24 protein-coding genes are annotated in these 23,190 nt (G+C 73.1%); 12 read left to right on the plus strand and 12 right to left on the minus strand.

The window, feature by feature from the left end:
* Positions 1-9 precede the first annotated feature (9 nt).
* Positions 10-1,161 carry a quinolinate synthase NadA gene (gene nadA / locus ABD999_RS17205; protein WP_271277931.1) on the plus strand — a complete coding sequence of 384 codons (1,152 nt, stop codon included), beginning with the start codon at positions 10-12 and terminating at the stop codon, positions 1,159-1,161.
* Here the strand turns inward: nadA and ABD999_RS17210 are convergent.
* From ABD999_RS17210 to ABD999_RS17240, 7 genes are all read right to left on the minus strand, one after another.
* The gene (locus ABD999_RS17210) at positions 1,158-1,769 is read right to left on the minus strand and encodes an SIMPL domain-containing protein (RefSeq protein WP_261808685.1); all 612 of its coding nucleotides are present in this window, start codon (positions 1,767-1,769) and stop codon (positions 1,158-1,160) included. The two genes, nadA and ABD999_RS17210, sit on opposite strands and share 4 nt — an antisense overlap.
* Before the next feature lie 16 nt (positions 1,770-1,785).
* On the minus strand, positions 1,786-3,975 hold the full coding sequence (locus ABD999_RS17215; RefSeq protein ID WP_345482792.1) for a protein kinase domain-containing protein: 2,190 nt from the start codon (positions 3,973-3,975) through the stop codon (positions 1,786-1,788).
* A gap of 123 nt (positions 3,976-4,098) precedes the next feature.
* Complete coding sequence (locus ABD999_RS17220) at positions 4,099-5,463, minus strand: alpha/beta fold hydrolase (protein ID WP_345482793.1); 1,365 nt, start codon at positions 5,461-5,463, stop codon at positions 4,099-4,101.
* A 41-nt stretch (positions 5,464-5,504) separates the two neighbouring features.
* Positions 5,505-6,062 carry a PspA-associated protein PspAB gene (pspAB, locus tag ABD999_RS17225; RefSeq protein ID WP_271279994.1) on the minus strand — a complete coding sequence of 186 codons (558 nt, stop codon included), beginning with the start codon at positions 6,060-6,062 and terminating at the stop codon, positions 5,505-5,507.
* Positions 6,063-6,067: 5 nt separating this feature from the next.
* Positions 6,068-6,967 (minus strand): zinc metalloprotease HtpX, encoded by a 900-nt coding sequence (gene htpX / locus ABD999_RS17230; RefSeq protein ID WP_148032824.1) that lies wholly within the window; start codon positions 6,965-6,967, stop codon positions 6,068-6,070.
* A 4-nt stretch (positions 6,968-6,971) separates the two neighbouring features.
* A complete protein-coding gene (pspAA, locus tag ABD999_RS17235; protein ID WP_148032825.1) occupies positions 6,972-7,250 on the minus strand; it encodes a PspA-associated protein PspAA in 279 nt (92 codons plus the stop codon).
* Positions 7,247-8,068: a PspA/IM30 family protein gene (locus ABD999_RS17240; RefSeq protein ID WP_148032826.1), complete on the minus strand. Its 822-nt coding sequence runs from the start codon at positions 8,066-8,068 to the stop codon at positions 7,247-7,249. Before ABD999_RS17240 ends, pspAA begins: the two co-directional genes overlap by 4 nt.
* A gap of 151 nt (positions 8,069-8,219) precedes the next feature.
* Between ABD999_RS17240 and ABD999_RS17245 the strand changes: the two genes are divergently transcribed.
* Both ABD999_RS17245 and ABD999_RS17250 read left to right on the plus strand, forming a co-directional pair.
* Positions 8,220-8,804 (plus strand): DUF3043 domain-containing protein, encoded by a 585-nt coding sequence (locus tag ABD999_RS17245; protein WP_261808686.1) that lies wholly within the window; start codon positions 8,220-8,222, stop codon positions 8,802-8,804.
* A gap of 82 nt (positions 8,805-8,886) precedes the next feature.
* Positions 8,887-9,888, plus strand: a complete 1,002-nt coding sequence (locus ABD999_RS17250; protein ID WP_148032827.1) for an aldo/keto reductase family protein — start codon at positions 8,887-8,889, stop codon at positions 9,886-9,888.
* 55 nt (positions 9,889-9,943) lie between these two features.
* Here ABD999_RS17250 and ABD999_RS17255 read toward each other — a convergent pair whose 3' ends face one another.
* The gene (locus ABD999_RS17255) at positions 9,944-10,150 is read right to left on the minus strand and encodes a hypothetical protein (protein ID WP_148032828.1); all 207 of its coding nucleotides are present in this window, start codon (positions 10,148-10,150) and stop codon (positions 9,944-9,946) included.
* Positions 10,151-10,307: 157 nt separating this feature from the next.
* Here ABD999_RS17255 and ABD999_RS17260 point away from each other — a divergent pair, with 157 nt between their 5' ends.
* Positions 10,308-11,387, plus strand: coding sequence for a bifunctional adenosylcobinamide kinase/adenosylcobinamide-phosphate guanylyltransferase (locus ABD999_RS17260; protein ID WP_271279993.1), 1,080 nt, complete (start codon positions 10,308-10,310; stop codon positions 11,385-11,387).
* Positions 11,388-11,402: 15 nt separating this feature from the next.
* Here the strand turns inward: ABD999_RS17260 and ABD999_RS17265 are convergent, their stop codons facing one another.
* On the minus strand, positions 11,403-12,200 hold the full coding sequence (locus ABD999_RS17265) for an ABC transporter ATP-binding protein (RefSeq protein ID WP_148032830.1): 798 nt from the start codon (positions 12,198-12,200) through the stop codon (positions 11,403-11,405).
* 67 nt (positions 12,201-12,267) lie between these two features.
* Here ABD999_RS17265 and ABD999_RS17270 point away from each other — a divergent pair, with 67 nt between their 5' ends.
* Positions 12,268-12,990, plus strand: a complete 723-nt coding sequence (locus ABD999_RS17270; protein ID WP_219544683.1) for an aminoglycoside 3'-phosphotransferase — start codon at positions 12,268-12,270, stop codon at positions 12,988-12,990.
* Positions 12,987-13,820 carry an adenosylcobinamide-GDP ribazoletransferase gene (locus tag ABD999_RS17275; protein WP_271279992.1) on the plus strand — a complete coding sequence of 278 codons (834 nt, stop codon included), beginning with the start codon at positions 12,987-12,989 and terminating at the stop codon, positions 13,818-13,820. The genes ABD999_RS17270 and ABD999_RS17275 overlap by 4 nt, the downstream gene beginning before the upstream one ends.
* Here ABD999_RS17275 and ABD999_RS17280 read toward each other — a convergent pair.
* From ABD999_RS17280 to ABD999_RS17290, 3 genes are read right to left on the minus strand one after another with little or no spacing between them, the layout of a single operon-like run.
* Positions 13,802-14,713 (minus strand): CPBP family intramembrane glutamic endopeptidase, encoded by a 912-nt coding sequence (locus ABD999_RS17280; protein WP_271279991.1) that lies wholly within the window; start codon positions 14,711-14,713, stop codon positions 13,802-13,804. The two genes, ABD999_RS17275 and ABD999_RS17280, sit on opposite strands and share 19 nt — an antisense overlap.
* Positions 14,710-15,672, minus strand: a complete 963-nt coding sequence (locus ABD999_RS17285) for a hypothetical protein (protein ID WP_271279990.1) — start codon at positions 15,670-15,672, stop codon at positions 14,710-14,712. Before ABD999_RS17285 ends, ABD999_RS17280 begins: the two co-directional genes overlap by 4 nt.
* Positions 15,669-16,016, minus strand: a complete 348-nt coding sequence (locus ABD999_RS17290; RefSeq protein WP_187281263.1) for a GntR family transcriptional regulator — start codon at positions 16,014-16,016, stop codon at positions 15,669-15,671. Before ABD999_RS17290 ends, ABD999_RS17285 begins: the two co-directional genes overlap by 4 nt.
* Positions 16,017-16,120: 104 nt before the next feature.
* On the opposite strand from ABD999_RS17290, the gene ABD999_RS17295 reads away from it, so the two are divergent.
* From ABD999_RS17295 to lipB, 6 genes are all read left to right on the plus strand, one after another.
* A complete protein-coding gene (locus tag ABD999_RS17295; protein WP_261808688.1) occupies positions 16,121-17,599 on the plus strand; it encodes a leucyl aminopeptidase in 1,479 nt (492 codons plus the stop codon).
* A 42-nt stretch (positions 17,600-17,641) separates the two neighbouring features.
* The gene (gene lpdA / locus ABD999_RS17300) at positions 17,642-19,006 is read left to right on the plus strand and encodes a dihydrolipoyl dehydrogenase (RefSeq protein ID WP_219544687.1); all 1,365 of its coding nucleotides are present in this window, start codon (positions 17,642-17,644) and stop codon (positions 19,004-19,006) included.
* 37 nt (positions 19,007-19,043) lie between these two features.
* Positions 19,044-20,486 (plus strand): 2-oxoglutarate dehydrogenase, E2 component, dihydrolipoamide succinyltransferase, encoded by a 1,443-nt coding sequence (sucB, locus tag ABD999_RS17305; protein ID WP_345482795.1) that lies wholly within the window; start codon positions 19,044-19,046, stop codon positions 20,484-20,486.
* Positions 20,487-20,764: 278 nt separating this feature from the next.
* Entirely contained in the window at positions 20,765-21,658 is an 894-nt protein-coding gene (locus ABD999_RS17310; protein WP_271278488.1) for a TIGR01777 family oxidoreductase, read from the plus strand.
* 34 nt (positions 21,659-21,692) lie between these two features.
* Positions 21,693-22,430 (plus strand): Type 1 glutamine amidotransferase-like domain-containing protein, encoded by a 738-nt coding sequence (locus ABD999_RS17315; RefSeq protein WP_148032838.1) that lies wholly within the window; start codon positions 21,693-21,695, stop codon positions 22,428-22,430.
* Between the two features lie 38 nt (positions 22,431-22,468).
* A complete protein-coding gene (gene lipB / locus ABD999_RS17320; RefSeq protein ID WP_271278489.1) occupies positions 22,469-23,161 on the plus strand; it encodes a lipoyl(octanoyl) transferase LipB in 693 nt (230 codons plus the stop codon).
* Positions 23,162-23,190: the final 29 nt, after the last annotated feature.

Genomic DNA, 23,190 nt, shown 5'->3' on the forward strand with positions numbered 1-23,190 from the left:
GGCAGGGCGATGACCACCCAGACGGGACTTCCGCTCTTCGTGCTCGGACGGAGCGCCGATCCGCACAGCGAGAAAGGGGTCGACTGCCCCGGCGAGCTGCCACCGGCCTCAGATCCCCAGCTGGTCGAACGGGCCCGCAGGGCCAAGGAGGCGCTCGGCGACCGCCTGTTCGTGCTGGGCCACCACTACCAGCGCGACGAGGTGATCCAGTTCGCCGACGTCACCGGCGACTCGTTCAAGCTGGCGCAGCAGGCCGCCGCCCGGCCGCAGGCCGAGTACATCGTGTTCTGCGGCGTGCACTTCATGGCCGAGTCGGCCGACATCCTGACCACCGGCTCGCAGAAGGTGGTGCTGCCGGACCTGGCCGCGGGCTGCTCGATGGCCGACATGGCCACCTTCGACCAGGTCGAGGAGGCCTGGGAGGCGCTGGAGGACGCCGGGCTGGCCGGCAGCGTGGTCCCGGTCACGTACATGAACTCCAGCGCCGACATCAAGGCGTTCTGCGGGCGCAACGGCGGCGTGGTGTGCACCTCGTCCAACGCGCGCCGCGCCCTGACGTGGGCGTTCGAGCAGGGCAAGAAGGTGCTGTTCCTGCCTGACCAGCACCTCGGCCGCAACACGGCCGTGCTGGAGATGGGCCTGTCGCTCGACGACTGCGTGGTGTGGAACCCGCACCGCCCCAACGGCGGGCTGACCACCGAGCAGCTGGAGCGGGCGCGCATGATCCTGTGGCGCGGCCACTGCTCGGTGCACGGCCGCTTCACGGCCGAGTCGGTGGACGACGTGCGCGAGCGCATCCCCGGCGTGAACGTGCTGGTGCACCCGGAGTGCCGGCACGAGGTGGTGCTCAAGGCCGACCACGTGGGCTCCACCGAGCACATCATCAAGACGCTGCGCGAGGCGCCCGCCGGGTCGGCCTGGGCCATCGGCACCGAGCTCAACCTGGTCAAGCGGCTGGCCCAGATGTTCCCGGACAAGAGCGTGTCGTTCCTGGACCGTACGGTCTGCTACTGCTCGACCATGAACCGGATCGATCTGCCGCACCTGGTGTGGGCGCTGGAGTCGCTGGCGCTCGGCGACGTGGTCAACCAGATCACCGTCGACGAGGACACCGCCCACTGGGCGCGGGTCGCCCTGGACCGGATGCTCGCCCTGGCCTAGTCGCCGAAGTCGTAGCCGACCCGGACGGTGACGTGCACCGCCTGCCGTCCGGGGCTCACCGAATCCTGCGCCTCGGCCGCCATCGTGCGCGCCATGGGCCTCGGCGGCGCGCCGGACTCCTCGCTGACCGACACCACCCGGCCGAGCGGCCGCCCGGCCAGCCCGGCGTACTGCCCGGCCTTGGCGGCGGCCTGCCGGAACGCCTCGTCCCTGGCCGTCGCCAGCGCGGCGTCCGGGTCGGACACCTCGAACGCGATCCCGTTCAGCCTGGCCTCCTCCCCCACGCCGGCCACCGTGTCGATGACATGGTCGGCTCGCGCCAGGTCGCGGACCACCGCCTCCACGCCCTGCGCCGCCCGGTAGGCCGACACCTTGGGGTACGCCTCGTACTCGGGGCCGAGCGACAGCTCGGTGGTGCGCAGGTCGTGGGCCGCGACGCCGGCCCCGCGAAGCGCCTCGGCCAGCCGGGCCGCGGCGGCCCTGGCCCCCGCGAACGCCTCGGCAGCCGACTGCCTGCGCACCTCGACGCCCGTGTGCAGGCGCATCACGTCCGGCACGGCGTCGGCCGCGCCCTCTCCGATCACGGTGATGTCCGCGGTGATGTCCACGAGGGCCCTCCGGCCTCTAGGGTGTTCCCCTGCTGAATCGGAATGCCATTTTGTCGAACTCCGCCCGCTTCGGGGCGGTCGCGAGCACCCTCTGTACCTTCCCCGACAGGTCGATCACCACGGCCTCGAACCCGGCGCCCTTGGCCCGCCACACGGCCAGGTGCTCGTCGTCCCACCAGCCGATCAGCCTCTCGCTGGTGAACGGCACCCGGTCGGCCTCGCCGTCGCCGCTGGTGGGGTGCGCGCAGATGGTGGCGGAGGCGGGCGCGCAGTGGGCGAGGAACCGGTCGCCGCCGGGCGACACGTCGTCTCCTTCCACCCACACCGGCTCGCCCGCCTTCGGCAGGGTGCGCAGCTTCCCGCCGTTCAGGTCGTAGAACGTCATCCGGCCGTTCACCCAGGTGCCGACCTCGTCGCCGCCGGAGTTCCAGAAGAACCGCCACTCGCCCGCGCCCTTCTGCTTGATCTCGTACGTGCGCGCGGTGCCGGAGTCCACGTCGACGATGCCGTATCCGTACTCGACGCTCTCGGAGTCGGTGGCCCGGTACAGGGTGACCAGGGCGAGCTTCCCGTCGGGCGACCAGCGCGGGGTGGTGGGGAAGATCGGGGCGTCGCTGACCTCGATGGCGCGCCTGTCCCCGGTGCGGTGGTCGATGACCGACAGCAGCGCCTTGCGGCCGGTGCTGTAGTCGACGTCGGTGCCGAGCGCCCGGCTGCCGTCGTGGTTGAGCACGTACTCGAAGTAGCGCGAGTCGCGGCCGAACCGGTCGGTGCCGGGCTGCCGGACGTAGAGCTTCTTGCCGCTCTCCGTCGTGTAGGAGGCCAGCTTGATGGGGTCGGAGGAGCGCTCCTCCAGCTCGACGGAGGTGGCGGCGAGCCGGATCGTCCTGGCCTCCGGCGTGGGGGACGGCGTGGGCGTGGGGGTGGGCGCCGCGCTGGTGGCGGCCTGCGTGGGGGACGGCGTGGGCGTCGCGTCGGGCAGGGCCAGCCTGCTCACCACGAAGGCGCCGGCGGCCACGAGCACGACCGTGGCCACGGCGGCGCCCGCCACGATCCATCCGGTCCCGCGCCCCTTGCCCGGGCGCATGGGGGGAGGATACGGCCCGTGCCCGTACGGCCCGTGCGGCGCCTGGCCGGGGCCGGTGGGGCGCGGCGCGTGGCCGGGCCCGGCCGCGGCGGCGCTCCCCTGCCACAGCAGCCCCGCCGCGTCCGCCCCGTACCCGCCCTGATACGGGCCTGGAGCGCCGCTCCCGGAGAACCCGCCGGGCACACCGGCGCCGCCCGGTAAGGAGCCGGCGGGCATGCCGGGACCACCCGGGTACGGGCCCGAACCCCCGGCCGCTCCCGGAGCGGAGAATCCGCCCATGACACCCGCGCCACCCGGGAAGGACCCGGCAGGCGTCCCCGGACCCGCGGGGTTCGCCCACGGGGCGTCCTGCGACTGCCCCAGGAGGCGCATCAGCGCCTGCTGGGCGGTGGGCCGCCGGGACGGGTCCTTGGCCAGGCAGTCGGCCACCAGCGACCGCAGCGCCGGGTCGGCGATGACGCCGACGTCCGCATCGGTGTTCATGATCCGGTTCACCACCGCCGGGACGCTGTCCTGGCCGAACGGCGCCTGCCCCGAGGCCGCGTACAGCAGCGTGCAGGCCCAGGCGAACATGTCCGCCGCCGCTCCCGGGCTCCCGGCGCTGAACTGCTCCGGCGCCATGAACGACGGCGTCCCGATCGCGCTGGCCGTGAGCGTGGAGGTCAGGTCGAGCGCCTTCGCGATGCCGAAGTCGATCACCCGGGGCCCGTCGGAGGCCAGCACCACGTTGGACGGCTTGAAGTCCCGGTGCACGATCCCGGCCTGGTGGATGGCCACCAGCGCGGTGACGGTGCCGATGGCCAGCCGGTGCAGCGAGGTGCCGGACCGCGGTCCCTCGGTCCGCACCACGTCGGCCAGCGTGGGGCCGTCGATGTACTCGCTGACGATGTACGGGCGCCCGTTGACCAGCCCCGTCTCGATCATCTGGGCGGTGCAGAACGGCGACACCCGCCGGGCCAGCTCGACCTCGCGGACGAACCGTACCGACGCCTCCTCGTCCCCGGCCAGGTCGGTGCGGAGCAGTTTGACCGCCACCCTGGCTCCGTCGGGGGCGGTCGCGAGGAAGACGAGGCCCTGCCCGCCTTCACCGATCCGTCCGGCCAGCGTGTACGCCCCCACCGAGGCAGGGTCCCCTGGGCGCAGAGGCGCGAGGTCCGGCACGATATTCCCCACATGTGGCCTACGTCATGACTTCTGGACATTGTCGCGGCTCGCGGCGGTCCGCGTCACCTTTTCACGCCGTCAGACCGCGTCGGCGATGGCCCGCAACGCGTGCGGACGCAGCCGCAGCCCCGGTGCGGACCGGTGGGCTGGCAGGTGCACGAGGCGCGCGTTCAGCTGCGCGGCCAGCCGTTCCGGGCAGCCCGCGGACCTCCGCCGCGTGCGGATCACGGTCACGGGCACGGCGGGCAGGCGATGCTCGGCCCTGATCTCGCGCAGCTCGACGGCCATGTCGCGGCGGGCCAGCCACTCCCCCGCGATCGCGGCGGCCACCCGCCCGCCCCGGTAGAGCCGGTGGGTGTCGGCGCAGCCCGCGATCAGCCGGTGCGCCATCGGCCCGGCCAGGCGGGCCAGCGCGGCCGCGCCCCACGTGCCGCCCAGCGCGGGCAGCCACGCGCCGAGCGCCCGCCCGATCGAGGAGGTGCCGCGCCCCGGCGGAGGCGGGCAGGCCGGGTCCACGAGCACGAGCCGGGCCACGCGCAGCGGGTGCAGCCGGGCGAACGCCTCGGCGTGCCAGGCCGCGACGGCGTGCGCGACCACCGTGACCCGCTCGGGGTGCTCCGGGGCGAGCGCGGCCAGCCGCGCCGCCTCGCCGTGCAGGGTCGGAGGTACGGGGGACGCGGGGCTCAGCCCGAGCCCCGGGCGGTCGAACCGGATGACGAGGCGGTCACGCGCCAGGTCGGCGGCGATCGCGTCCCAGTGGCACCAGGCGCCGCCCGGACCGCAGGCGATCAGCACGGCCGGGCCCGAGCCCTCCCGGACGACATGCAGGGGGCCCGGCATCAGGACGGTGGCGTCCGATTCGAGCAGCCGTACGGCCACGTACACCAGCCAGACGGCGACCAGCGTGACCAGCCCCCGCTGGGCGAGCCCGGCGAGCTGGCCGGAGACGGCCGTGACCAGGGTGAGCACGCCGGCGACGGCGGTCAGCCCGGTGAGCAGCCACGCCCCGGTCGCGCGCCAGCGGGCGCTCAGCGCCGCCATGGAGACCGGCACGGCGACGGCGGCGAGCACGGCGGCGGCGACGTGCGCGCGGTGGGAGAGCGTGGCGGGGACGCAGGCCGGATCGCTGAGCACGGCGCAGTCCATCGGGAACAGGCCGGCGAGCGCGGTCAGCAGGCCGGCCGAGGCCAGCGCGAGCCAGCCCTGCCACTCCTGGCGGACCCGGGGCGCGAGCGCCACGCCGGCCAGGCAGGCCAGCCCGGCCAGCACGTCGCTGACCCTGAACAGGCGGGTCCACTCCTGGTCGCGGGCCGCGAGCTCGCCGACGTAGCCGTGGGCCCTGTCGACCCGCGGCGTCGTCAGCTGGCCGGTGACCCACGCGCTGGACAGCAGCGCGGCACCGATGAACGCGGACGCGGCCAGCACGCACAACCTTCGCTCCACGTGATGATTACATCACCGTGGGCGACCGGGGCCGGGAAGCGTCAGAGCCCGGGAGCGCCCCAGACCGGGAACCAGCGGCTGAGGTCCTCCTCCAGCGGCAGCTCGCCGTCGAGCACCCCGCGCGCCTGCAGCTCCAGGGCGTTGTCGCGGCGCTGTCCCGACAGCGGCGCGAACGGGTAGAAGGTGCCGCGCTTGTAGAGGTAGACGACGGCCAGCCGCCTGCCGTCGGGGTCGGCGAACGACACCAGCGAGCACAGCAGCGACGGGCCGAACCCGGCGTCCTCCAGCGAGGAGTTGACCGCGTGCAGCTCGGTGACCAGGTCGCCGACCGCGTCGGGCGTCCGGCGCACCAGCAGCCAGGTGTAGCCGTAGCTGTCGGTGAACTCCTCCACCCGGCCGCCGAGCAGGTCCTTGACGTCGCGCTCCAGGGTGGCGAAGGCGCCGCCCTCGGCCGCGCGGAACGACACCGAGCCGGTGCCGGTCGGCACCATGCCTGTCGCCGCCTGGAGGGTCACGGCCGCCGACGGCAGTGCGAACAACGCGTCGAGATCGGGTTTGACCGGCTTCGTCCGGCCCAGGATGGCATCGAGCCAACCCATCGCGCTCAGCCCCTTCCGAGTTGGTTGGAGATCTTCGCGAGCTGGTCCAGCCGTCGCTCCAGCGGCGGGTGGGTGGAGAACAGGTTGGCCAGCGTCTCCCCCTTGGCCCGGGCGGGCGCGAAGTAGAACGCGTTGAACGGCTCCGCGTCGCGCAGATCGCGGGTGGGGATCCTGGCCATGTCCCCGGAGATCTTGACCAGCGCGCTCGACAGGGCCGACGGCTGCTGGGTGAGCAGCGCGGCCGCCCGGTCGGCCGACAGTTCGCGGTAGCGCGACAGGGCTCGCGTCAGCAGGAAGCTGACCGCGTACACCACGATCGAGACGACCATGACGATCAGCCCGATGGGCAGGCCGCCCTGGCCGTTGCCGCGGCGGTTGCCGAGCCCGGTATAGAGTGCGACGCGGGTCATCAGCCCGGCCACGATGCCCAGGAACGACGCGATCGTCATCACCACCACGTCGCGGTGGGCGACGTGCGACAGCTCGTGGGCCAGCACCCCTTCGAGCTCGCGCGGCTCCAGTCTGCGCAGGATGCCGGTCGTCACGCAGACGACGGCCTTCTTGCGGTTGCGCCCGGTGGCGAACGCGTTGGGGACGTCTGACTGCGCGATCGCCACCCGGGGCTTGGGCATGTCGGCCATCGCGCACAGCCGATCGATCATGCCGTGGAGCTCGGGGGCCTCCTGGGGCGAGACCTCCCGGCCGTGCATCGCGAACAACGCGATGCGGTCGGACAGGAAGTACTGCACGAACAGCAGGACCCCCGCGATCACCAGCACGGTGACCGCCTGCGCCCCCAAGGCGATGAGGACGCCGACGAACACCACGTAGAGCAGGCCGAGAAGGAACATCGTCGCGACCATCCGGCGGGTGAGGCCGCTGTCGGGCGCGAACCTGGTCTTCATCGGCTCAGCCCGGAATCAGGCCCTGGTCTCCCAGCATCTCCCGGACCTCCTCGATAGAGGCGTCCGCGGGGGGAAGGATCAGCTCAGAAGGCTCCAGGGAGTCGTCCGGCAGGCTCTTGCCTACATGGCGCACCTTGTCGAGCAGCGCGTGCAGCTTGACGCGGAACGCCTTCTCGTCGCCCGCGTCGATGGCCGCCTCGAGCTCGCTGTCGAGGTCGTTGAGCACCGCGATGTCCTCGGGCGAGATCTCGATCTGACCCTCGCCCATAATCCTGACGATCATGCGCCCTCCCCAGGCTGACGAAGCTGCTGGGTCTGCTGGGGCTGAGCCTGCTGCTGAGGCTGAGCCTGCTGCTGCGGCGGCTGCTGGCCCTGCTCGATGGCGGACTGCGGAGCGGGGCCCTGGCCGAGCTCGGACTTCATCCTGGCCAGCTCCAGCTCGACGTCCATGCCGCCGCCCATGCGGTCGAGCTCGGCCTGGATGTCGTCGCCGCGGCTGCCGCTGTAGTCGTCGAGCGCGCCGCTGGCGAGCAGCTCGTCGATGGCGCCGGCGCGTGCCTGCATCTGGGCGGTCTTGTCCTCGGCGCGCTGAATCGCGAGGCCGACGTCGCCCATCTCCTCGGAGATGCCGGAGAAAGCCTCGTTGATGCGCGTCTGCGCCTCGGCGGCGGTGTAGGTCGCCTTGATGGTCTCCTTCTTGGTGCGGAAGGAGTCGACCTTGGCCTGCAGCCGCTGCGAGGCGGTGGTCAGCTTCTCCTCCTCACCCTGCAGGTTGTCGTGCTGGACCCTGAGGTCACCGATCTGTGCCTGGAGGTTGGAGCGGCGCTGCAGCGCCTCCCTGGCGAGGTCCTCGCGCCCCACGGACAACGCCTTGCGGCCCTGCTCCTCAAGACGCTTGCTCTGCTGCTCAAGGCCATTGATCTGCAGCTCCACACGCTTGCGAGAAGTGGCGACGTCCGCCACCCCGCGACGCACCTTCTGCAGCAGCTCCAGCTGCCGCTGATAGGAGTAGTCGAGGGTCTCGCGTGGATCCTCCATCTTGTCCAAGGCCTTGTTGGCCTTGGACTTGAAGATCATTGAAAGTCTCTTCATCACGCTCATGCGCGTCGGCCGTCCCCTTCTTCGGTCGTGCTGTGGTCACCCAGTGCAGCGCAGCCGCCTTGGGATTACCCTACGCATAACGCACGAGGGCGTCACTAAGTTGCAGTCCAGGTAGGGTTGAGACGTGTTGCGACGCCGTTCCCAAACCTCCGTGGACGACTCCCCCGTCCCCTCTGACGATCCTAAGCCCCAGGGCAAGGGCCGTCCCACTCCCAAGCGCCGGGACGCCGAGAGCAGACGACGCCAGCCGGTGAGCGCGCCGAAGGACCGCAAAGAGGCCTATCGGCAGATGCGGGCCAAGCAGACCGCCGAGCGTGAGCGGGCCCGCAGGGGCATGCTCGCGGGCGACGAGCGCTACCTCCCCGCGCGCGACAAGGGCCCGGCGCGCAAGTTCGCGCGCGACTGGGTCGACTCCCGCCGGCTGCCCAGCCAGTACTTCCTGCCGTTCTCGCTGCTGATCCTGCTGGCGACCTGGGTGCCGTGGCCGCCCGCCGTCCGCGTCCAGGTGCTCAACGCGGTGATCGTGGTGGGCTGGCCGGTGATGATGGTGGGCGTGGTCTTCACGTCCGTCTACGTGTCCTGGAAGGTCAAGCGCGAGGTGGCGGCGAAGCTGCCGGACGAGTCGCTGCGCGGGGTGGGCTTCTACGCCGCGATGCGCGCCCTGCAGATCCGCAGGCTGCGCTTCCCCCCGCCCACGCTGCTGCCGGGCGGCAAGCCGGTGCCGCCGAAGAAGTAGACCCGCGCGCGGAACCCCGCCGCAGCACGCCTCCGCCGGACCACGGGCGGATCTTCCGGCATGAAGCCATAAGGTCTGATCCATGGAATTCCGTCACCTCGGCCGCAGCGGTCTCATGGTCAGCGAGATCAGCTACGGCAACTGGCTCACCCACGGCTCCCAGGTCGAGGAGGACGCCGCCAAGCTGTGCGTGCAGGCGGCGCTCGACGAGGGCATCACCACGTTCGACACCGCGGACGTCTACGCGGGCACCAAGGCCGAGGAGGTGCTCGGCAGGGCGCTGAAGGGCGTCCGCAGGGAGTCGCTGGAGATCTTCACCAAGGTCTACTGGCCCACCGGCAAGGGCCGCAACGACCGGGGCCTGTCGCGCAAGCACATCACCGAGTCCATCCACGCCTCGCTGCGCCGCCTGCAGACCGACTACGTGGACCTCTACCAGGCGCACCGCTTCGACTATGAGACCCCGCTGGAGGAGACGCTCAAGACCTTCGACGACCTCGTACGGCAGGGCAAGGTCCTGTACGTGGGCGTCAGCGAGTGGTCGGCGCCCCAGATCGCCGAGGCGCTGAAGATCGCCGATCAGATGGGCTTCGACCGCATCGTCTCCAACCAGCCTCAATACTCGATGCTCTGGCGGGTCATCGAGGGCGAGATCGTGCCGCTGTGCGAGCGCGAGGGCGTCGGCCAGATCGTCTGGTCGCCCATCGCGCAGGGCGTGCTCACCGGCAAGTATCTGCCCGGCCAGGCCCCTCCCGAGGGCTCCCGGGCCACCGACCAGGCGGGCGGCGCGGGCATGATCGCCCGGTTCATGAAGGACGACGTGCTGGCGAAGGTACAGGAGCTCAAGCCGATCGCCGCCGACCTGGGGCTGTCGATGGCGCAGCTGGCCGTGGCGTGGGTGCTGCAGAACCCGAACGTCTCCAGCGCCATCGTCGGCGCCAGCCGCCCCGAGCAGGTGCGCGACAACGTCAAGGCGGCGGGCGTCAAGCTCGAGGCCGAGGTGATGAAGCGCATCGACGACGTGCTCGGCTCGCTGGTCGAGCGCGACCCCGGCAAGACGGCGAGCCCGCCGAAGCGTCCCTGACGAGCGACGACCCCTTGAGCCCCGGGCTCAAGGGGTCGTCCCGTTCACGGGGACGTCACTCCTGGCGCAGCGACAGCCCTCGGTACTCGACCCGTTCCTCTTCGAGGAGCGCCACCTGTTCGACCCCCGAGTCGAGCAGCTCACGCCAGTTCTCGCCGAGCCACGACTCGGCGTCGGCCTGGCTGGGAAAGACCTCACGGGGCAAGGGACGGTCCGTCACCTCACCGCCGTGCGCGTCCTCGTAACGCCAACGCCATGTCATGCCATTCGCTCCTTCTCCGCCGGCCCGCCGGCACACCCCCCGGCGGCATTGGAACCCTACTCCGGCCGCGGCACGTGATCGATCCCGCGCGCCCGCTCCCCTCCATGATCGGCCCCCGCCGCGCGGCCTCCTCCCCCGGGTTTGTACGCTCGGCGCGATGAGGCTTCTTCTCACCGGGACCGCGGGGACGGGAGGCTGGCCGGAGCCGGGGTGCCCGTGCGCGTCCTGCGGCACAGCCGACCGGCCAGGCCGACGGCCGTTCGGCCTGGTCGTCGACGACGTGGTGGCGTTCCCGTGGGCGGCGGCGCCGCGCGGTTACGAGGTGCTCGCGGGCGGGCTGGGGCTCGCGGGGCCGGACGGTCGTCGGGTGCTGTGCGTGCCCGCCGATCGGGAGGCGCCGCTCGACGCGGCGGTCCCGTACGACGTCGTCCTGATCGACCTCCTGGACCGCCCCGAGAGGCTCGGGGCGCTGCGCCGGTCCGGCGCGGTTACCGGCCGGACCCAGGTCGTCGCCGTCGGCCTGGACCACCGCGTCCGGTCCGCGGCCGAGCTGCGCCGGCGGCTGCGCCTGTGGGGCGCCGTCACCGTGCCGGACGGGACCGTCCTCCACGCCGGCGGGCCGCCGCCGGAGGCGACCGCGCTCACCACCGGACGACCCCCGGACGGAACCGCACGCCACCCCGGACAGCCGGGCGGCGTCGAGGGGGAGGCCGTGCCCCCGGCGCGACGGGCGCTGATCCTGGGCGGGTCGCGTTCCGGCAAGTCGGCCGAGGCCGAGCTGCGGCTGGCGGCGGAGCCGTACGTCACGTATGTCGCGACCGGCCCTTCGGCGGAGGGCGACGCGGAGTGGGCGGCCCGGGTGCGCGCCCATCGGGCGCGGCGGCCCGCGCACTGGGACACCGAGGAGACCACGGACCTGGCCGGGGCGATCCGCGCGGCCACGGCCCCGCTCCTGGTCGACGGCCTGGGCACGTGGCTGGCGGCGGTCTTCGACGAGCACGGCGCGTGGGACGGCGACCGCACGCCGGTGGACGAGCGGTGCGACGAGCTGGTGAGCGCCTGGCGGCGGGCGCCAGGGCGCGTCGTGGCGGTGTCGGACGAGGTCGGCATGGGCGTGGTGCCGGCCACGGCGAGCGGCCGCGCCTTCCGTGACGCGCTCGGCCGGCTGAACGAGCGGCTGGCGGCCGAGTCGGAGGACGTCACCCTGGTCGTGGCGGGCCGGCCGCTCCCCCTCTGACGTCGGCTTCTGACGTCAGCGGACGGAGCGGGCGTACCAGCGGCCGTGCAGCCGGTCGACGTGGAGCGGGAGGCCGAAGCAGTCGGACAGGTTGGCCGGGGTGAGCACGTCGGCCACCGGACCCGCCGCCAGCACCCGACCCTCGCGCAGCAGCAGGGCGTGGGTGGTCGTCGACGGCACCTCCTCCAGGTGGTGGGTGACCGTGACGGTGGTGAGCACCGGCCGGGTCTCCGCCAGGCCCTCGACGGCGTCGATGAGGTCCTCGCGGGCCGGCAGGTCGAGCCCGGCGAACGGCTCGTCGAGGAGCAGCACCGCCGGGTCGGCCATGAGCGCCCTGGCCACCCGGATCCGGGCCTGCTCCCCTTGCGAGCACACCCGGAACCGCCGGTCGGCGAGGTCCTTGCAGCCGAGGTCGGCGAGCAGCCGCCTGGCCCGGTCGTGCTCGGCGTCGCCGTAGCGGTCCCAGAGCGGGGCGCTGGTGCCGGTGTGGCCGGTGAGGACGACGGTGTGGGCGGTCGCGCCCTCCTCCTCCATCAGGCTCTCGTCGATCAGATGCTGGCTGGAGGAGACCAGGCCGATGTGGCGGCGCAGCTCGCGCAGGTCGACGCGGCCGAGCCGGTGGCCGAGCACGGTCACGGCGCCCACGGTCGGGTGGCGCACGGCCGCCGCGAGCGACAGCAGCGTCGTCTTGCCCGCGCCGTTGGGGCCCAGGACCACCCAGTGGTCGCCGTAGGCCACGTGCCAGTCGACCGCGTCCAGCAGGGTCTTGCCGACGACCCGGACGCCTACGCCTTCGAGTTCAACCACGTGCATCCGGCAAGCCTATGGGACACCGGGTGACAGGCCGCCGCGATCGCCGCCACCCGTAGGATCGGTCCTCATGCGCTTCCCTGAGAACGTCTTCGATCTGGTCGGCGGCGAAGACGCGATCTGGTCGGACGACCACGCGGACCTGAGTGCCGAGACGCTGCGGGTGACGGGACCGCACGGCGAGTTCTTCATCAAGCAGGGCCCGGTGGCGGTGGCCGAGCACGAGCGGCTGCGGTGGCTCAAGCGGTGGGCGAGCGTGCCGGACGTGGTGGCGTTCGAGGGCGACGTGCTGGTGCTGGCCGAGGCGGGCTGGCGGAGCCTCGACCACAGGCCGCCGCCGGACGCCGGCACGATCATGGGCCGGGCGCTGCGCGAGCTGCACGAGATCCCGGTGGCGGAGTGCCCCTTCGACGAGCGGCTGGACGTCAAGCTGGCCAGGGCGGCCGGTCACGTGCGCGCCGGGCTGGTCGACCCCGCCCGCTTCCACGGCGACCACGCCGGCCTCACCCCCGAGCAGGTGTACGACAGGCTGCTGGCGGAGCGGCCGGCCGGCGAGGACCTGGTGGTCACGCACGGCGACTTCACCCCCGCCAACGTGCTCGCCTCCGACTCGGGCGAGGCGATCCTGGTCGACGTCGGCGAGCTCGGCGTGGCCGACCGCCACGTGGACCTGGCCGTCGCGCTGCGCGAGCTGGACGGGCGGGCCGCCGCCGACCTCCTGGCCGCGTACGGGCCCGCCGAGGTCGACGAGGCCAGGCTCTCCTACTACCGGCTGCTGGCAGAGCTGCTTTGAGCGCCGCCGGGCTGCGGCTCGCGCTCGGCACACTCACCGTGTTCCCGGTACGGGTGACGCGGGTGGACCGCGGGGCGGCGGGCCGGGCGATGGCGCTGGCCCCGGCCGTGGGGTTGGCGCTCGGCGCGGTCGCCGCGCTGCCGCTGCTGCTGCCCGGGCCGCCGCTGCTCGGCGCGGCGCTGGCGCTCGGGCTGCTGGCGGTGCTGACGCGAGGGCTGCACCTGGACGGGCTCGCGGATCTGGCGGACGGGCTGGGCAGCGGGAAGCCCGCCGCCCAGGCGCTCGACATCATGAAAAAGTCGGACATCGGGCCGTTCGGGGTGATGGCCGTGCTGTTCACGGTCCTCGTCCAGGCGGCCGCCCTGACGGAGGCCGGGGCCGCCGGGCTGGTCACGGCGTGCGTGGCGGGCCGCCTGACGCTCGCCTGGGCCTGCCGCCCCGCCGTGCCCGCCGCCCGCCCCGACGGGCTGGGCGCGATGGTCGCGGGCACGGTACGGACCGGCGCCGCCCTCCTGGTGACCCTCGCCGCCCTGGTCGTCACGGCGGCCTTCGCCCCGGCCGCCGGACTGGTGAGGTCGTGGACCGCGCCCGAACCTGCCGGGGCGTTCCAGAACCTGCTCCGCTACCGGGAGCAGCTGGAACCGGGGATCTGGGAGCTGTGGCCGGGGGTCCTCGGGCCGCCCGTCGCGCTGCTGGCCGGGCTGGGGCTGGCGATGCTCCTGCTCGCCCATGCCCGGCGCAGGCTCGGCGGGATCACCGGCGACGTGCTCGGCGCCCTCGTGGAGACCGCCGCCGCGGCGACCCTCGTGGTCTACGTGCTGGTCGTCTGACGCCCGGCGAGCCGATCGGCGGACGGTGCCCGTACCGGGAAGATCCTGAGCAGGACCGCGCCGAGGATCGCGAGCAGGACCCAGCCCACGAGGCCGGTCAGCCCGGCGAGCGCCAGGTTGGGCGGCTCGGCGACGTCGCCGAGGAGCAGGACGACGCCCGCGGTCGCGTTGAGCGAGCCGTGCGCCACGACGGCCGGCCACACGCTGCCCGAGCGGAGCCTCAGCCATCCGAGCACCACCCCGGCCACCACGCAGAAGCCGGTGAAGTAGAGCGCGGCCCCGGCGCCCAGGTTGGGGTAGTTGTAGCCGAGCAGGGTCAGCGGCGCATGCCACAGCCCCCAGATGGCGCCCGAGAGCATCAGACCGGCCACGACGCCGCAGGTGCCGGTGAGCCTCGGCACGAGATAGCCGCGCCAGCCCCACTCCTCCCCCAGCGAGGGGAGGGCGTTGAGCAGCGGCCCGGCCACCACGCCGATGACGAACTGGATGACGACGCCGGTGGCCAGGCCGGCGGGCACGGGCACGTTCTGCGCCTCCAGCTGCGCCCGGTAGAGGCCGAGCCCGTCGAGGTCGAGGGTGAGCAGCCCGGCCGCGACGCTGAGCGCCGCCGCGAGGGCCACCAGCGCGGGCACGCCGAGCCACGCGGCGAGCACGAGCAGCAGGGTGCGGCCCTTGCGCTCGCCGAGGGTGAGCCCGGTCTCTCGCGCCCACTCGCGGAACGGCACCCGCGACGCCCGCCACGCCGCCAGCACCCCCAGCGTGGGTGTGAACATCATCAGCATGCCGAAGACCGGCATCAGCGGGTGGCCGAGGCCGCCGCCCAGCCACAGGGGCAGCGCGACGAGCCAGGACAGGACGAAGGCGACGGCGAGGAAGACGGGGAGCGGCTTCACGCGGTCCTCCTCTCCGCGATGAGGGTGTTGATCAGGGAGGCGCCGCGCTCGGCGTCGTCGATGCTGATGCCGAGCTGACCGCCGGAGCGGTAGCGCAGGACCAGGCACTCGCCGCCGCGCAGCATGATGGTGGCCCTGCCGGGCAGGCCGCGCACGCCCCACCCGCCGACCTGGCTCGGGTGGCGATCCTCGGTGTAGGCCCGGTCGATCTTGTCGAGCCTGATGCGGCGGACGGGCCAGCCGAACGGCCCGAAGGCCAGCACCAGCCCGTCCTCGCTGACCCGCGCCGTGAGCGAGGAGGCGAACAGCCCCACCGCCAGCACGATCACCAGCGCGGGCAGCACGGCGCCGAAGCTGGACAGGCGGACGACCCCGGTCACGTCCAGCGTGCCGAGCGCGAACAGCACGGCGGCCCCGGCGGCGGTGATGAGCAGCGGCCACGGGTTGCTGATCCGGCTGACCCAGACGGCCCGCTGGCCGCTGCGCAACGTGAGCCTGGGCGGCTCCGTGTCGCCGGACAGCGGGTCTGGCTCGCCCCTGCCCAGGTAGCCGGAGAGCGCCGCGGCGGCCAGCGGCACGACGAGCACCGCGACCGCCGCCAGCGGGCTGAGCCGCGCGTCCGTCCACGCCGGGACGTCGAGGTTGGCCAGCAGCGTCATGGCGGAGATGCTGATCGCGAACACCGCGCCGCCGGCGAACAGCGCCCACCACGACATGCGCCCGGACCGGCTGTCTACGGCCCGCCGCGCGGCGGCGACCAGCCCCAGCCACAGGAAGCCCCACAGCGCCGCCTGCATGATCAGGTAGGCGGGGAAGGACACGGCGTTGTCGGGGGCCATGCCGGGGCCCCAGTGGACGGCCATCGGGTCGGGCAGCCGGTCGCGCAGCGCCAGCGGCGGCCCCACCACCGCGGCGGCGACGACCGCGCCCGCCGGCACGGCGATGGTGCGCAGGTTCATGCGAGCTCCTCGAGTATGGCGATCAGATCCTCCCGGCCGTATCCGTACCTCTGGGCCTCGTCCAGCAGCTCGCGGGCCCGCTCGCGGAGCAGGGTGCGCGCGTCGGCGCGGGCGGCGACGCTGACGCCGCGCCCGCGCCGGAACTCCAGCAGTCCTTCGTCGCGCAGCTCGCGCAGGGCGCGCAGCACGGTGTTGGGGTTGATGCCCAGCGCCGCCGCCAGGTCGCGAGCCGGGGGCAGCCGGTCTCCCTGGGCGTAGCGGCCCTCGCCGATGGCGCGGCGGATGGCCGCGGCCACCTGCTCGTGCAGGGGACGAGCGTCGTTGAGGTCCAACGTCAGCAACATGATGCTAATGACACTAGCACCATGTCTTCATGAAGGCGACTCACGATTCATGGGATGAACCCCTGTTTGTTAGTACGCAGAAACCCTCGATAGAGTCGGTTTACGTGACCACTGTGCGGCTGAACTCAGCAGATCCCGTATCGTTCGACACCGACGCGCTGATCGTCGGTTTCCGGTCCGGCCCCGAAGGTCCCCGCCCCGCGACGGGCGCCGATCCCCTCGAAGCGGCCTTCGGCGGCAAGCTGGCCGCCACGCTGTCCTCCCTGGGGTTCGCCGGCAAGCCCGGCGAGATCGCCAAGCTGCCGGCCTTCGGCTCCGTCGCCGCGCCGCTGCTGGTCGCGGTCGGCCTGGGCGAGTCGGCGGACCTCGAAGGGCTGCGCCGCGCCGCCGGCGCCGCCGTGCGCTCGCTGGCCGGCACCGCGCGCGCCGCGCTGGTCCTGCCGGCCGAATCGGCCGACGAGGCCGAGGCCGTGGCGCTGGGCGGGCTGCTGGGGGCCTACGCGTTCTCGCGCTACCGCACCGGCGAGGGCCAGAAGGACCCCGTCGCCGAGCTGACCGTGCTGTCCGGCGCGCCCGGCGAGGTCGCCGCACGCGCCGCCGTCCTGGCCGAGTCCGTCGCGCTGGTGCGCGACCTGGTCAACACCCCGCCGTCCGACCTGTGGCCGGCCAAGTTCGCCGAGATCGCCGAGCAGACCGGCGGCGAGGCGGGCCTGTCCGTCGAGGTGCTCGACGACAAGCAGCTCAAGGACGGCGGCTACGGCGGCCTCATCGGCGTCGGCCAGGGCTCGGCCAACCCGCCGCGGCTGGTCCGCCTGTCCTACACGCACCCCGAGGCCGACAAGACCCTGGCCTTCGTCGGCAAGGGCATCACGTTCGACTCCGGCGGCCTGTCGCTCAAGCCGTCCGCGTCCATGGACTGGATGAAGTCAGACATGGGCGGCGCGGGCGCGGTGTTCGGCGCGCTCGTCGGCATCGCGAGGCTCGGCCTGCGGGTCAACGCGATCGGCTACCTCTGCCTGGCGGAGAACCTCCCCAGCGGCACCGCGCAGCGCCCCTCCGACGTCATCCACAGCTACAGCGGCAAGACCGTCGAGGTGCTCGACACCGACGCCGAGGGCCGCCTGGTCCTCATGGACGGCATCGCCCGCGCCGCCGAGGACAACCCCGACGCGATCATCGACGTGGCGACGCTGACCGGCGCCCAGATCGTCGCGCTCGGCTGGCGCACCGCCGGCATCATGGGCAACGACGACGAGCTGCGCGACCTGGTCGTCGAGGCGGCCGGCGCCGCCGGCGAGGGCGCCTGGCCCATGCCGCTGCCCGAGGAGCTGCGCAAGGGCCTCGACTCCCCGATCGCCGACATCGCCAACCTCCAGCCGGAGCGCTGGGGCAGCATGCTCGCCGCCGGCATCTTCCTGAAGGAGTTCGTGCCCGACGGCGTGCGCTGGGCCCACATCGACATGGCCGGTCCCGCCTTCAACAAGGGCGAGCCGTACGGCTACGTCCCCAAGGGCGGCACCGGTGCCGTCACGCGCACGCTCATCGGACTGGCGGAGCGGCACGCGAGCACGGCGAACAAATGAAAAGATGAAGGCGACAAGACCACCCCGACAAGGAGCCTTCCTGTGGCCTACGACATCGTCGTCCTAGGTGGCGGCAGCGGCGGTTACGCCTGCGCGTTGCGGGCGGCCGAGCTGGGCATGTCCGTCGCGCTGATCGAGAAGGACAAGATCGGCGGCACCTGCCTCCACCGGGGCTGCATCCCCACCAAGGCCCTGCTGCACGTCGCCGAGGTGGCCGACGAGACCAGGGAGAGCGAGTCGTTCGGCGTGAAGGCTCGCTTCGACGGCATCGACGTCCCCGGCGTCCACGCGTTCAAGGACAAGATCGTCACCCGTGCCTGGAAGGGCGTGCAGGGGCTGCTCAAGGCCGCCGGCGTCACCCTGGTCGAGGGCGAGGGCCGGCTCGCGGGCGGGCGCCGCGTCCAGGTGGGCTCCGAGGTGTACGAGGGGAGCCACCTCGTGCTGGCGACCGGTTCGGCGCCCAGGTCGCTGCCCGGCCTGGAGATCGACGGCGAGCGCGTCATCACCAGCGACCACTCGCTCAGGATGGACCGGGTGCCGTCCTCGGTGGTGGTGCTGGGCGGCGGCGTCATCGGCGTCGAGCTGGCCAGCGTCTACCGCTCGTTCGGCGCCGAGGTGACCATCGTCGAGGCCCTCCCCCGTCTGCTGCCCGCCGAGGAGGAGTCCAGCTCCAAGCTGCTGGAGCGCGCCTTCCGGCGGCGCGGCATCAAGTACGAGCTCGGCGTGCGCTTCGACGCCGCCAAGACCACCGAGACCGGCGTGCTCGTCACGCTGGCCAGCGGCAAGACCCTCGACGCCGAGATCCTGCTCGTGGCGGTGGGCCGCGGCGCGGTCACGGAGGGTCTGGGCTTCGAGGAGGCCGGCGTGGCCGTCGAGCGCGGCACCGTCACCGTCGACGAGCACTGCCGCACCTCCGCGCCCGGCGTCTACGCCGTCGGCGACCTGATCGCGACCCCTCAGCTGGCCCACGCCGGGTTCGCCGAGGGCATCATGGTCGCCGAGCACATCGCCGGGCTCGGCCCGGCGCCCATCGACTACGCCGGGGTGCCGCGGATCACCTACTCCGACCCCGAGGTCGCCTCGGTCGGCATCACGTCCGCGCAGGCGGCGGAGCGCGGGATGGAGATCGTCGAGCAGGTCTACGACCTGGCGGGCAACCCCAAGAGCCAGATCCTCGGCACGGCGGGCGCGGTCAAGGTGCTCGCCCGCAAGGACGGGCCGGTCGTCGGCGTCCACATGGTGGGCCGCCGCATCGGCGAGCTCATCACCGAGGGGCAGCTCATCTACAACTGGGAGGCGCTGCCCGCGGAGGTCGCCCAGCTCGTCCACGCACACCCGACGCAGTCCGAAGCGGTCGGGGAGGCCATGCTGGCCCTGGCCGGCAAGCCGCTGCACGTACACAACTAGTCAAGCCCTCGAGATCAGAACGCGAGAGAAGATAACGATGCCGGTCTCCGTACAGATGCCCCAGCTCGGCGAGAGCGTCACCGAGGGCACCGTCACCCGTTGGCTGAAGAAGGAGGGCGAGCGCGTCGAGGCCGACGAGCCGCTCCTCGAAGTGTCGACGGACAAGGTCGACACCGAGATCCCGTCGCCCGCCGGCGGTGTGCTCCAGAAGATCGTCGTGGCGGAGGACGAGACGGTGGAGGTCGGCGCCGAGCTGGCCGTCATCGATGAGAGCGGCCAGGCCGGCGCCCCCGCCCCGGCCGAGGAGGCGGCCCCCGCTCCCGAGCCTGAGCCGGAGCCCGAGCCGGAGCCGCAGCCCGCGCCCGCCTCGTCGATCCCGCAGCCCGCCCCGGCCGCCCCCGCTCCGCAGCCGGCCCCGCAGCCCGCGCCCCGGCCGGCTCCGCAGCCCGCGGCCCAGCCCGCGGCGCAGGCGCCCGCGCCGCTGCCCACCTCGGGCGAGAGCCCGTACGTGACGCCGCTGGTGCGCAAGCTGGCCAACGAGCACGGCGTGGACCTCGACTCCGTCACCGGCACCGGGGTCGGCGCCCGCATCCGCAAGCAGGACGTGCTCGAGGCCGCCAAGCAGCAGCGTGAGCAGGCCCCGGCCCCCGCCGCCGCGCAGGCCCCGGCCGCCGCTCCGGCCGCCGCGCCGCAGGCCGCCGCCCCGGCGGCTCAGGCCCCGGCCGCCGCGCCCGAGCAGGTGGAGGTCGACGACACGCTGCGCGGCCGCACCGAGAAGATGACGCGGCTGCGCCAGACGATGTCCAAGCGCCTGGTGGAGTCGCTCCAGACGGCCGCCCAGCTCACCACGGTCGTGGAGGTCGACGTCACCAAGGTGGCGCAGCTGCGGGCGCGGGCCAAGGACGAGTTCTTCCGCCGCGAGGGCGTCAAGCTGTCGTTCATGCCGTTCTTCGAGATGGCCGCGATCGAGGCGCTCAAGCAGCACCCGAAGCTCAACGCGACGATCAACAACGAGACCATGGAGGTCACGTACTTCGACGTCGAGCACCTCGCCATCGCGGTCGACACCGAGCGCGGCCTGATCGCGGCGGTCATCAAGAACGCCGGCGACCTCAACCTCGCCGGGCTCGCCCGCAAGACGGCCGACCTGGCCGAGCGGACCCGCGCCAACAAGGTGACCCCCGACGAGATCACCGGCGGCACGTTCACGCTGACCAACACCGGCAGCCGCGGCGCCCTGTTCGACACGCCGATCCTGAACCAGCCGCAGGTCGGCATGCTCGGCACCGGCGCCGTGGTCAAGCGGCCCGTCGTGGTCGACACGCCCGAGGGCGAGGTCATCGCGGTCCGGTCGATGGTCTACCTGGCGCTCACCTACGACCACCGCCTGGTCGACGGCGCCGACGCCGCCCGCTTCCTGACGACGATCAAGCGCCGCCTGGAGGAGGGCCGCTTCGAGGCCCAGCTCGGCCTCGCCTGACGAGGATCTGAAGGGGCCGGGCGCGCACCGTCGCGCCCGGCCCCTTCGCGCGTTCCCGAACGAACTTCGGGCACCCGGCACCAACCGCAGGACAAAGCTCCGACGGCAGGGGCCCCGGGACCGCTTCGGCGCGGCTGCCGGACGCTCTCGGACCGTCGATCCGTGAGCACGGCGAGCACGGTCACGGGTCAGTGAGTGCGGCGGGCGCGGTTATGGGGTCGTCGGGAATCGCGCGGGAGGTGACGGCCGGCGGGAAGGCGGCGTCGTAGGGTGGTCGTATGGCGATCATCGTGACGGGGGCATCGGGGTTGCTGGGCGTGCCGCTGGTCGCCGCGCTGCGGGGCGCGGGCGAGCGGGTGGTCACTCTGGTGCGACGCGAGCCCAGGAGCGGCGACGAGGCCCTTTGGCGGCCCGCTGAGGGGGTGCTGGACCCGGCCGTCCTGGACGGCGCGAGCGCGGTGGTGCACCTGGCCGGGGCGCCGATCGCCGAGCGGCGCTGGACCGCCGCGTACAAGCGGGAGCTGGTGCGCAGCCGTGTCGACAGCACGAGGCTGCTGGTGCGGGCGATGAGAGAGGCGCGGCGGCCTCCGGGCGTGCTGGTCTCGGCGTCGGGGGTCGACTTCTACGGCGACACCGGCGACCGGGTGGTCGACGAGGGCGCGCCTGGCGGCAGCGGGTTCCTGCCGGAGCTGTGCGAGCGGTGGGAGGCGGAGGCGGCCGCCGCCGAGGAGTTCGGGGTGCGGGTGGCGCGGCTGCGGACCGGGCTGGCGCTGAGCGGGCGCGGCGGCGCGCTCGTCAGGATGCTGCCCGTCTTCAAGGCCGGTCTCGGCGCGCCGCTCGGCTCGGGCAAGCAGTACTGGTCGTGGATCAGCGAGCCCGACTGGGTGGGCGCGGTGCGTCACATCCTGGCGACGCCCGAGGTGGCGGGCCCGGTCAACATGGGCTCCCCCACGCCCGTCACCAACGCCGTCTTCACCCGGACGCTCGGCCAGGTCCTGCGCAGGCCGACGATGCCGATGCCGGTGCCGGGGTTCGCGCTGTCGCTGGGGCTCGGCGAGTTCGCCAAGGCGGGGCTGCTGCCGAGCCATCGCCTGCGGCCGGGGAAACTGCTGGACAGCGGGTACGAGTTCACCCATAGCGACCTCGCCGACGCGCTCCGCGCCGTACTGTAGTGAGCTGTTCCACCTTCGCTCCGGGAGACTCCGTATGACCAGGTCAGGCCAGTCGCACATCCTCGCGATCGGGGGCGGCTCGTTCCGCCCGACCGGCCGCTACGGTTTCATGGAGGCGAGCCCGCTGCTGCGCTACGGCCTCGACCTGACCGGTCAGGACCGTCCCAAGCTGGGCCTGCTCGCCACCGCGACCGGCGACGACGCCGCCTGGCTGCTGAAGATGTACGGCGCGTTCACCGGATGGGACGTCGAGGTCAGCCACCTGACCGTGTTCCCGATGCCGAACGTCGAGGACCCGGCCGCCTGGATGCTCGAACAGGACATGATCTACGTCAGCGGCGGCAGCGTGGCCAACCTGATGGCGCTGTGGCGGCTGCACGGGCTCGACGAGGCGTTCGCGGAGGCGTGGCGGGCCGGGGTGGTGCTGTCGGGGCAGAGCGCGGGCGCGCTGTGCTGGCACGTCGGCGGCAACACCGACTCCTTCGGCCCCGAGCTGCGGGCGTGGTCCGACGGGCTGGCCCTGCTGCCCTACTCGTGCGGCGTCCACTACGACTCCGAGCCGCAGCGGCGGCCGCTGCTGCACGAGTCGGTGGCGAGCGGCGAGCTGCCCGACGGCTACGCCGCCGACGAGGGCGTGGCGCTCCACTACGCCGGCACCGAGTTCATCCAGGCGGTCAGCTGCCGGCCCGAGGGTCACGCGTACCGCGTCGAGCATGACGGCGCCGGCGGGGTGAAGGAGTTCAGGATCGAACCTCGGCTGCTGACATCCTGAATTACCCTACAAGGGTGAGGGAACGGCACAATGGACCCATGCGCCCCATCAACGGGGTCGATCCCCACAGCCTCGCCATCGTCCGTCTAGGCGTCGACGTCCCCTACGAGCAGGCCTGGTCGCTGCAGCGCTGGGTGCACGGCAAGCGGGCCGCCGGAGAGCTCGGCGACACGCTGCTGATCCTTGAGCACGCGCCGGTCTACACCGCCGGCAAGCGGGCCGCCGCGCACGAGCGTCCGGCCGACGGCACGCCGGTCATCGACGTCGACCGGGGCGGCCGGGTGACCTGGCACGGCCCCGGCCAGCTCGTCGCCTATCCGATCGTCGCGGTCTCGGACGTCGTCGACTACGTGTGCCGGCTGGAGGAGACGATGATCCAGGTGTGCGCCGACTTCGGCGTCACCGCCAGGCGGGTCAAGGGGCGTCCCGGGGTGTGGGCCGCCGGGGACGCCAGCCTGGGCCTGCCCGACCGGCAGCTCGGCGCGGTGGGCATCCGGGTCTCGCGCGGGGTGTCGATGCACGGGTTCGCGCTCAACTGCGCGAACGACCCGCGGTGGTTCAACCGGATCGTGCCGTGCGGCCTGCCCGACGTGGGCGTCTCGACGCTGTCGGCGGAGACGGGCCGGCGCATCGTGGCCGAGGAGGTCATGCCGATCGCGGAGAAGCGCCTGGCGGAGGCCCTCGGCCGCGAGCCGTACGACCTCCACGAGGAGGATCTCCTGCGCCGCTGACCTCCCCTGGTCTGACCCCGCGGATCAAC

The organism is Nonomuraea ferruginea (assembly GCF_039540635.1).
GTDB lineage: Bacteria > Actinomycetota > Actinomycetes > Streptosporangiales > Streptosporangiaceae > Nonomuraea > Nonomuraea ferruginea.

Excerpts from the sequence above, each read along its gene's own strand:
- nadA (WP_271277931.1), top strand. The coding sequence starts at position 10 with ATGACCACCCAGACGGGACTTCCGCTCTTCGTGCTCGGACGGAGCGCC.
- pspAB (WP_271279994.1), bottom strand. The coding sequence starts at position 6,062 with ATGGGTTGGCTCGATGCCATCCTGGGCCGGACGAAGCCGGTCAAACCC.
- htpX (WP_148032824.1), bottom strand. The coding sequence starts at position 6,967 with ATGAAGACCAGGTTCGCGCCCGACAGCGGCCTCACCCGCCGGATGGTC.
- pspAA (WP_148032825.1), bottom strand. The coding sequence starts at position 7,250 with ATGATCGTCAGGATTATGGGCGAGGGTCAGATCGAGATCTCGCCCGAG.
- ABD999_RS17240 (WP_148032826.1), bottom strand. The coding sequence starts at position 8,068 with ATGAGCGTGATGAAGAGACTTTCAATGATCTTCAAGTCCAAGGCCAAC.
- ABD999_RS17250 (WP_148032827.1), top strand. The coding sequence starts at position 8,887 with ATGGAATTCCGTCACCTCGGCCGCAGCGGTCTCATGGTCAGCGAGATC.
- ABD999_RS17255 (WP_148032828.1), bottom strand. The coding sequence starts at position 10,150 with ATGACATGGCGTTGGCGTTACGAGGACGCGCACGGCGGTGAGGTGACG.
- ABD999_RS17260 (WP_271279993.1), top strand. The coding sequence starts at position 10,308 with ATGAGGCTTCTTCTCACCGGGACCGCGGGGACGGGAGGCTGGCCGGAG.
- ABD999_RS17265 (WP_148032830.1), bottom strand. The coding sequence starts at position 12,200 with ATGCACGTGGTTGAACTCGAAGGCGTAGGCGTCCGGGTCGTCGGCAAG.
- ABD999_RS17270 (WP_219544683.1), top strand. The coding sequence starts at position 12,268 with ATGCGCTTCCCTGAGAACGTCTTCGATCTGGTCGGCGGCGAAGACGCG.
- ABD999_RS17285 (WP_271279990.1), bottom strand. The coding sequence starts at position 15,672 with ATGAACCTGCGCACCATCGCCGTGCCGGCGGGCGCGGTCGTCGCCGCC.
- ABD999_RS17290 (WP_187281263.1), bottom strand. The coding sequence starts at position 16,016 with ATGTTGCTGACGTTGGACCTCAACGACGCTCGTCCCCTGCACGAGCAG.
- sucB (WP_345482795.1), top strand. The coding sequence starts at position 19,044 with ATGCCGGTCTCCGTACAGATGCCCCAGCTCGGCGAGAGCGTCACCGAG.
- ABD999_RS17310 (WP_271278488.1), top strand. The coding sequence starts at position 20,765 with ATGGCGATCATCGTGACGGGGGCATCGGGGTTGCTGGGCGTGCCGCTG.
- ABD999_RS17315 (WP_148032838.1), top strand. The coding sequence starts at position 21,693 with ATGACCAGGTCAGGCCAGTCGCACATCCTCGCGATCGGGGGCGGCTCG.
- lipB (WP_271278489.1), top strand. The coding sequence starts at position 22,469 with ATGCGCCCCATCAACGGGGTCGATCCCCACAGCCTCGCCATCGTCCGT.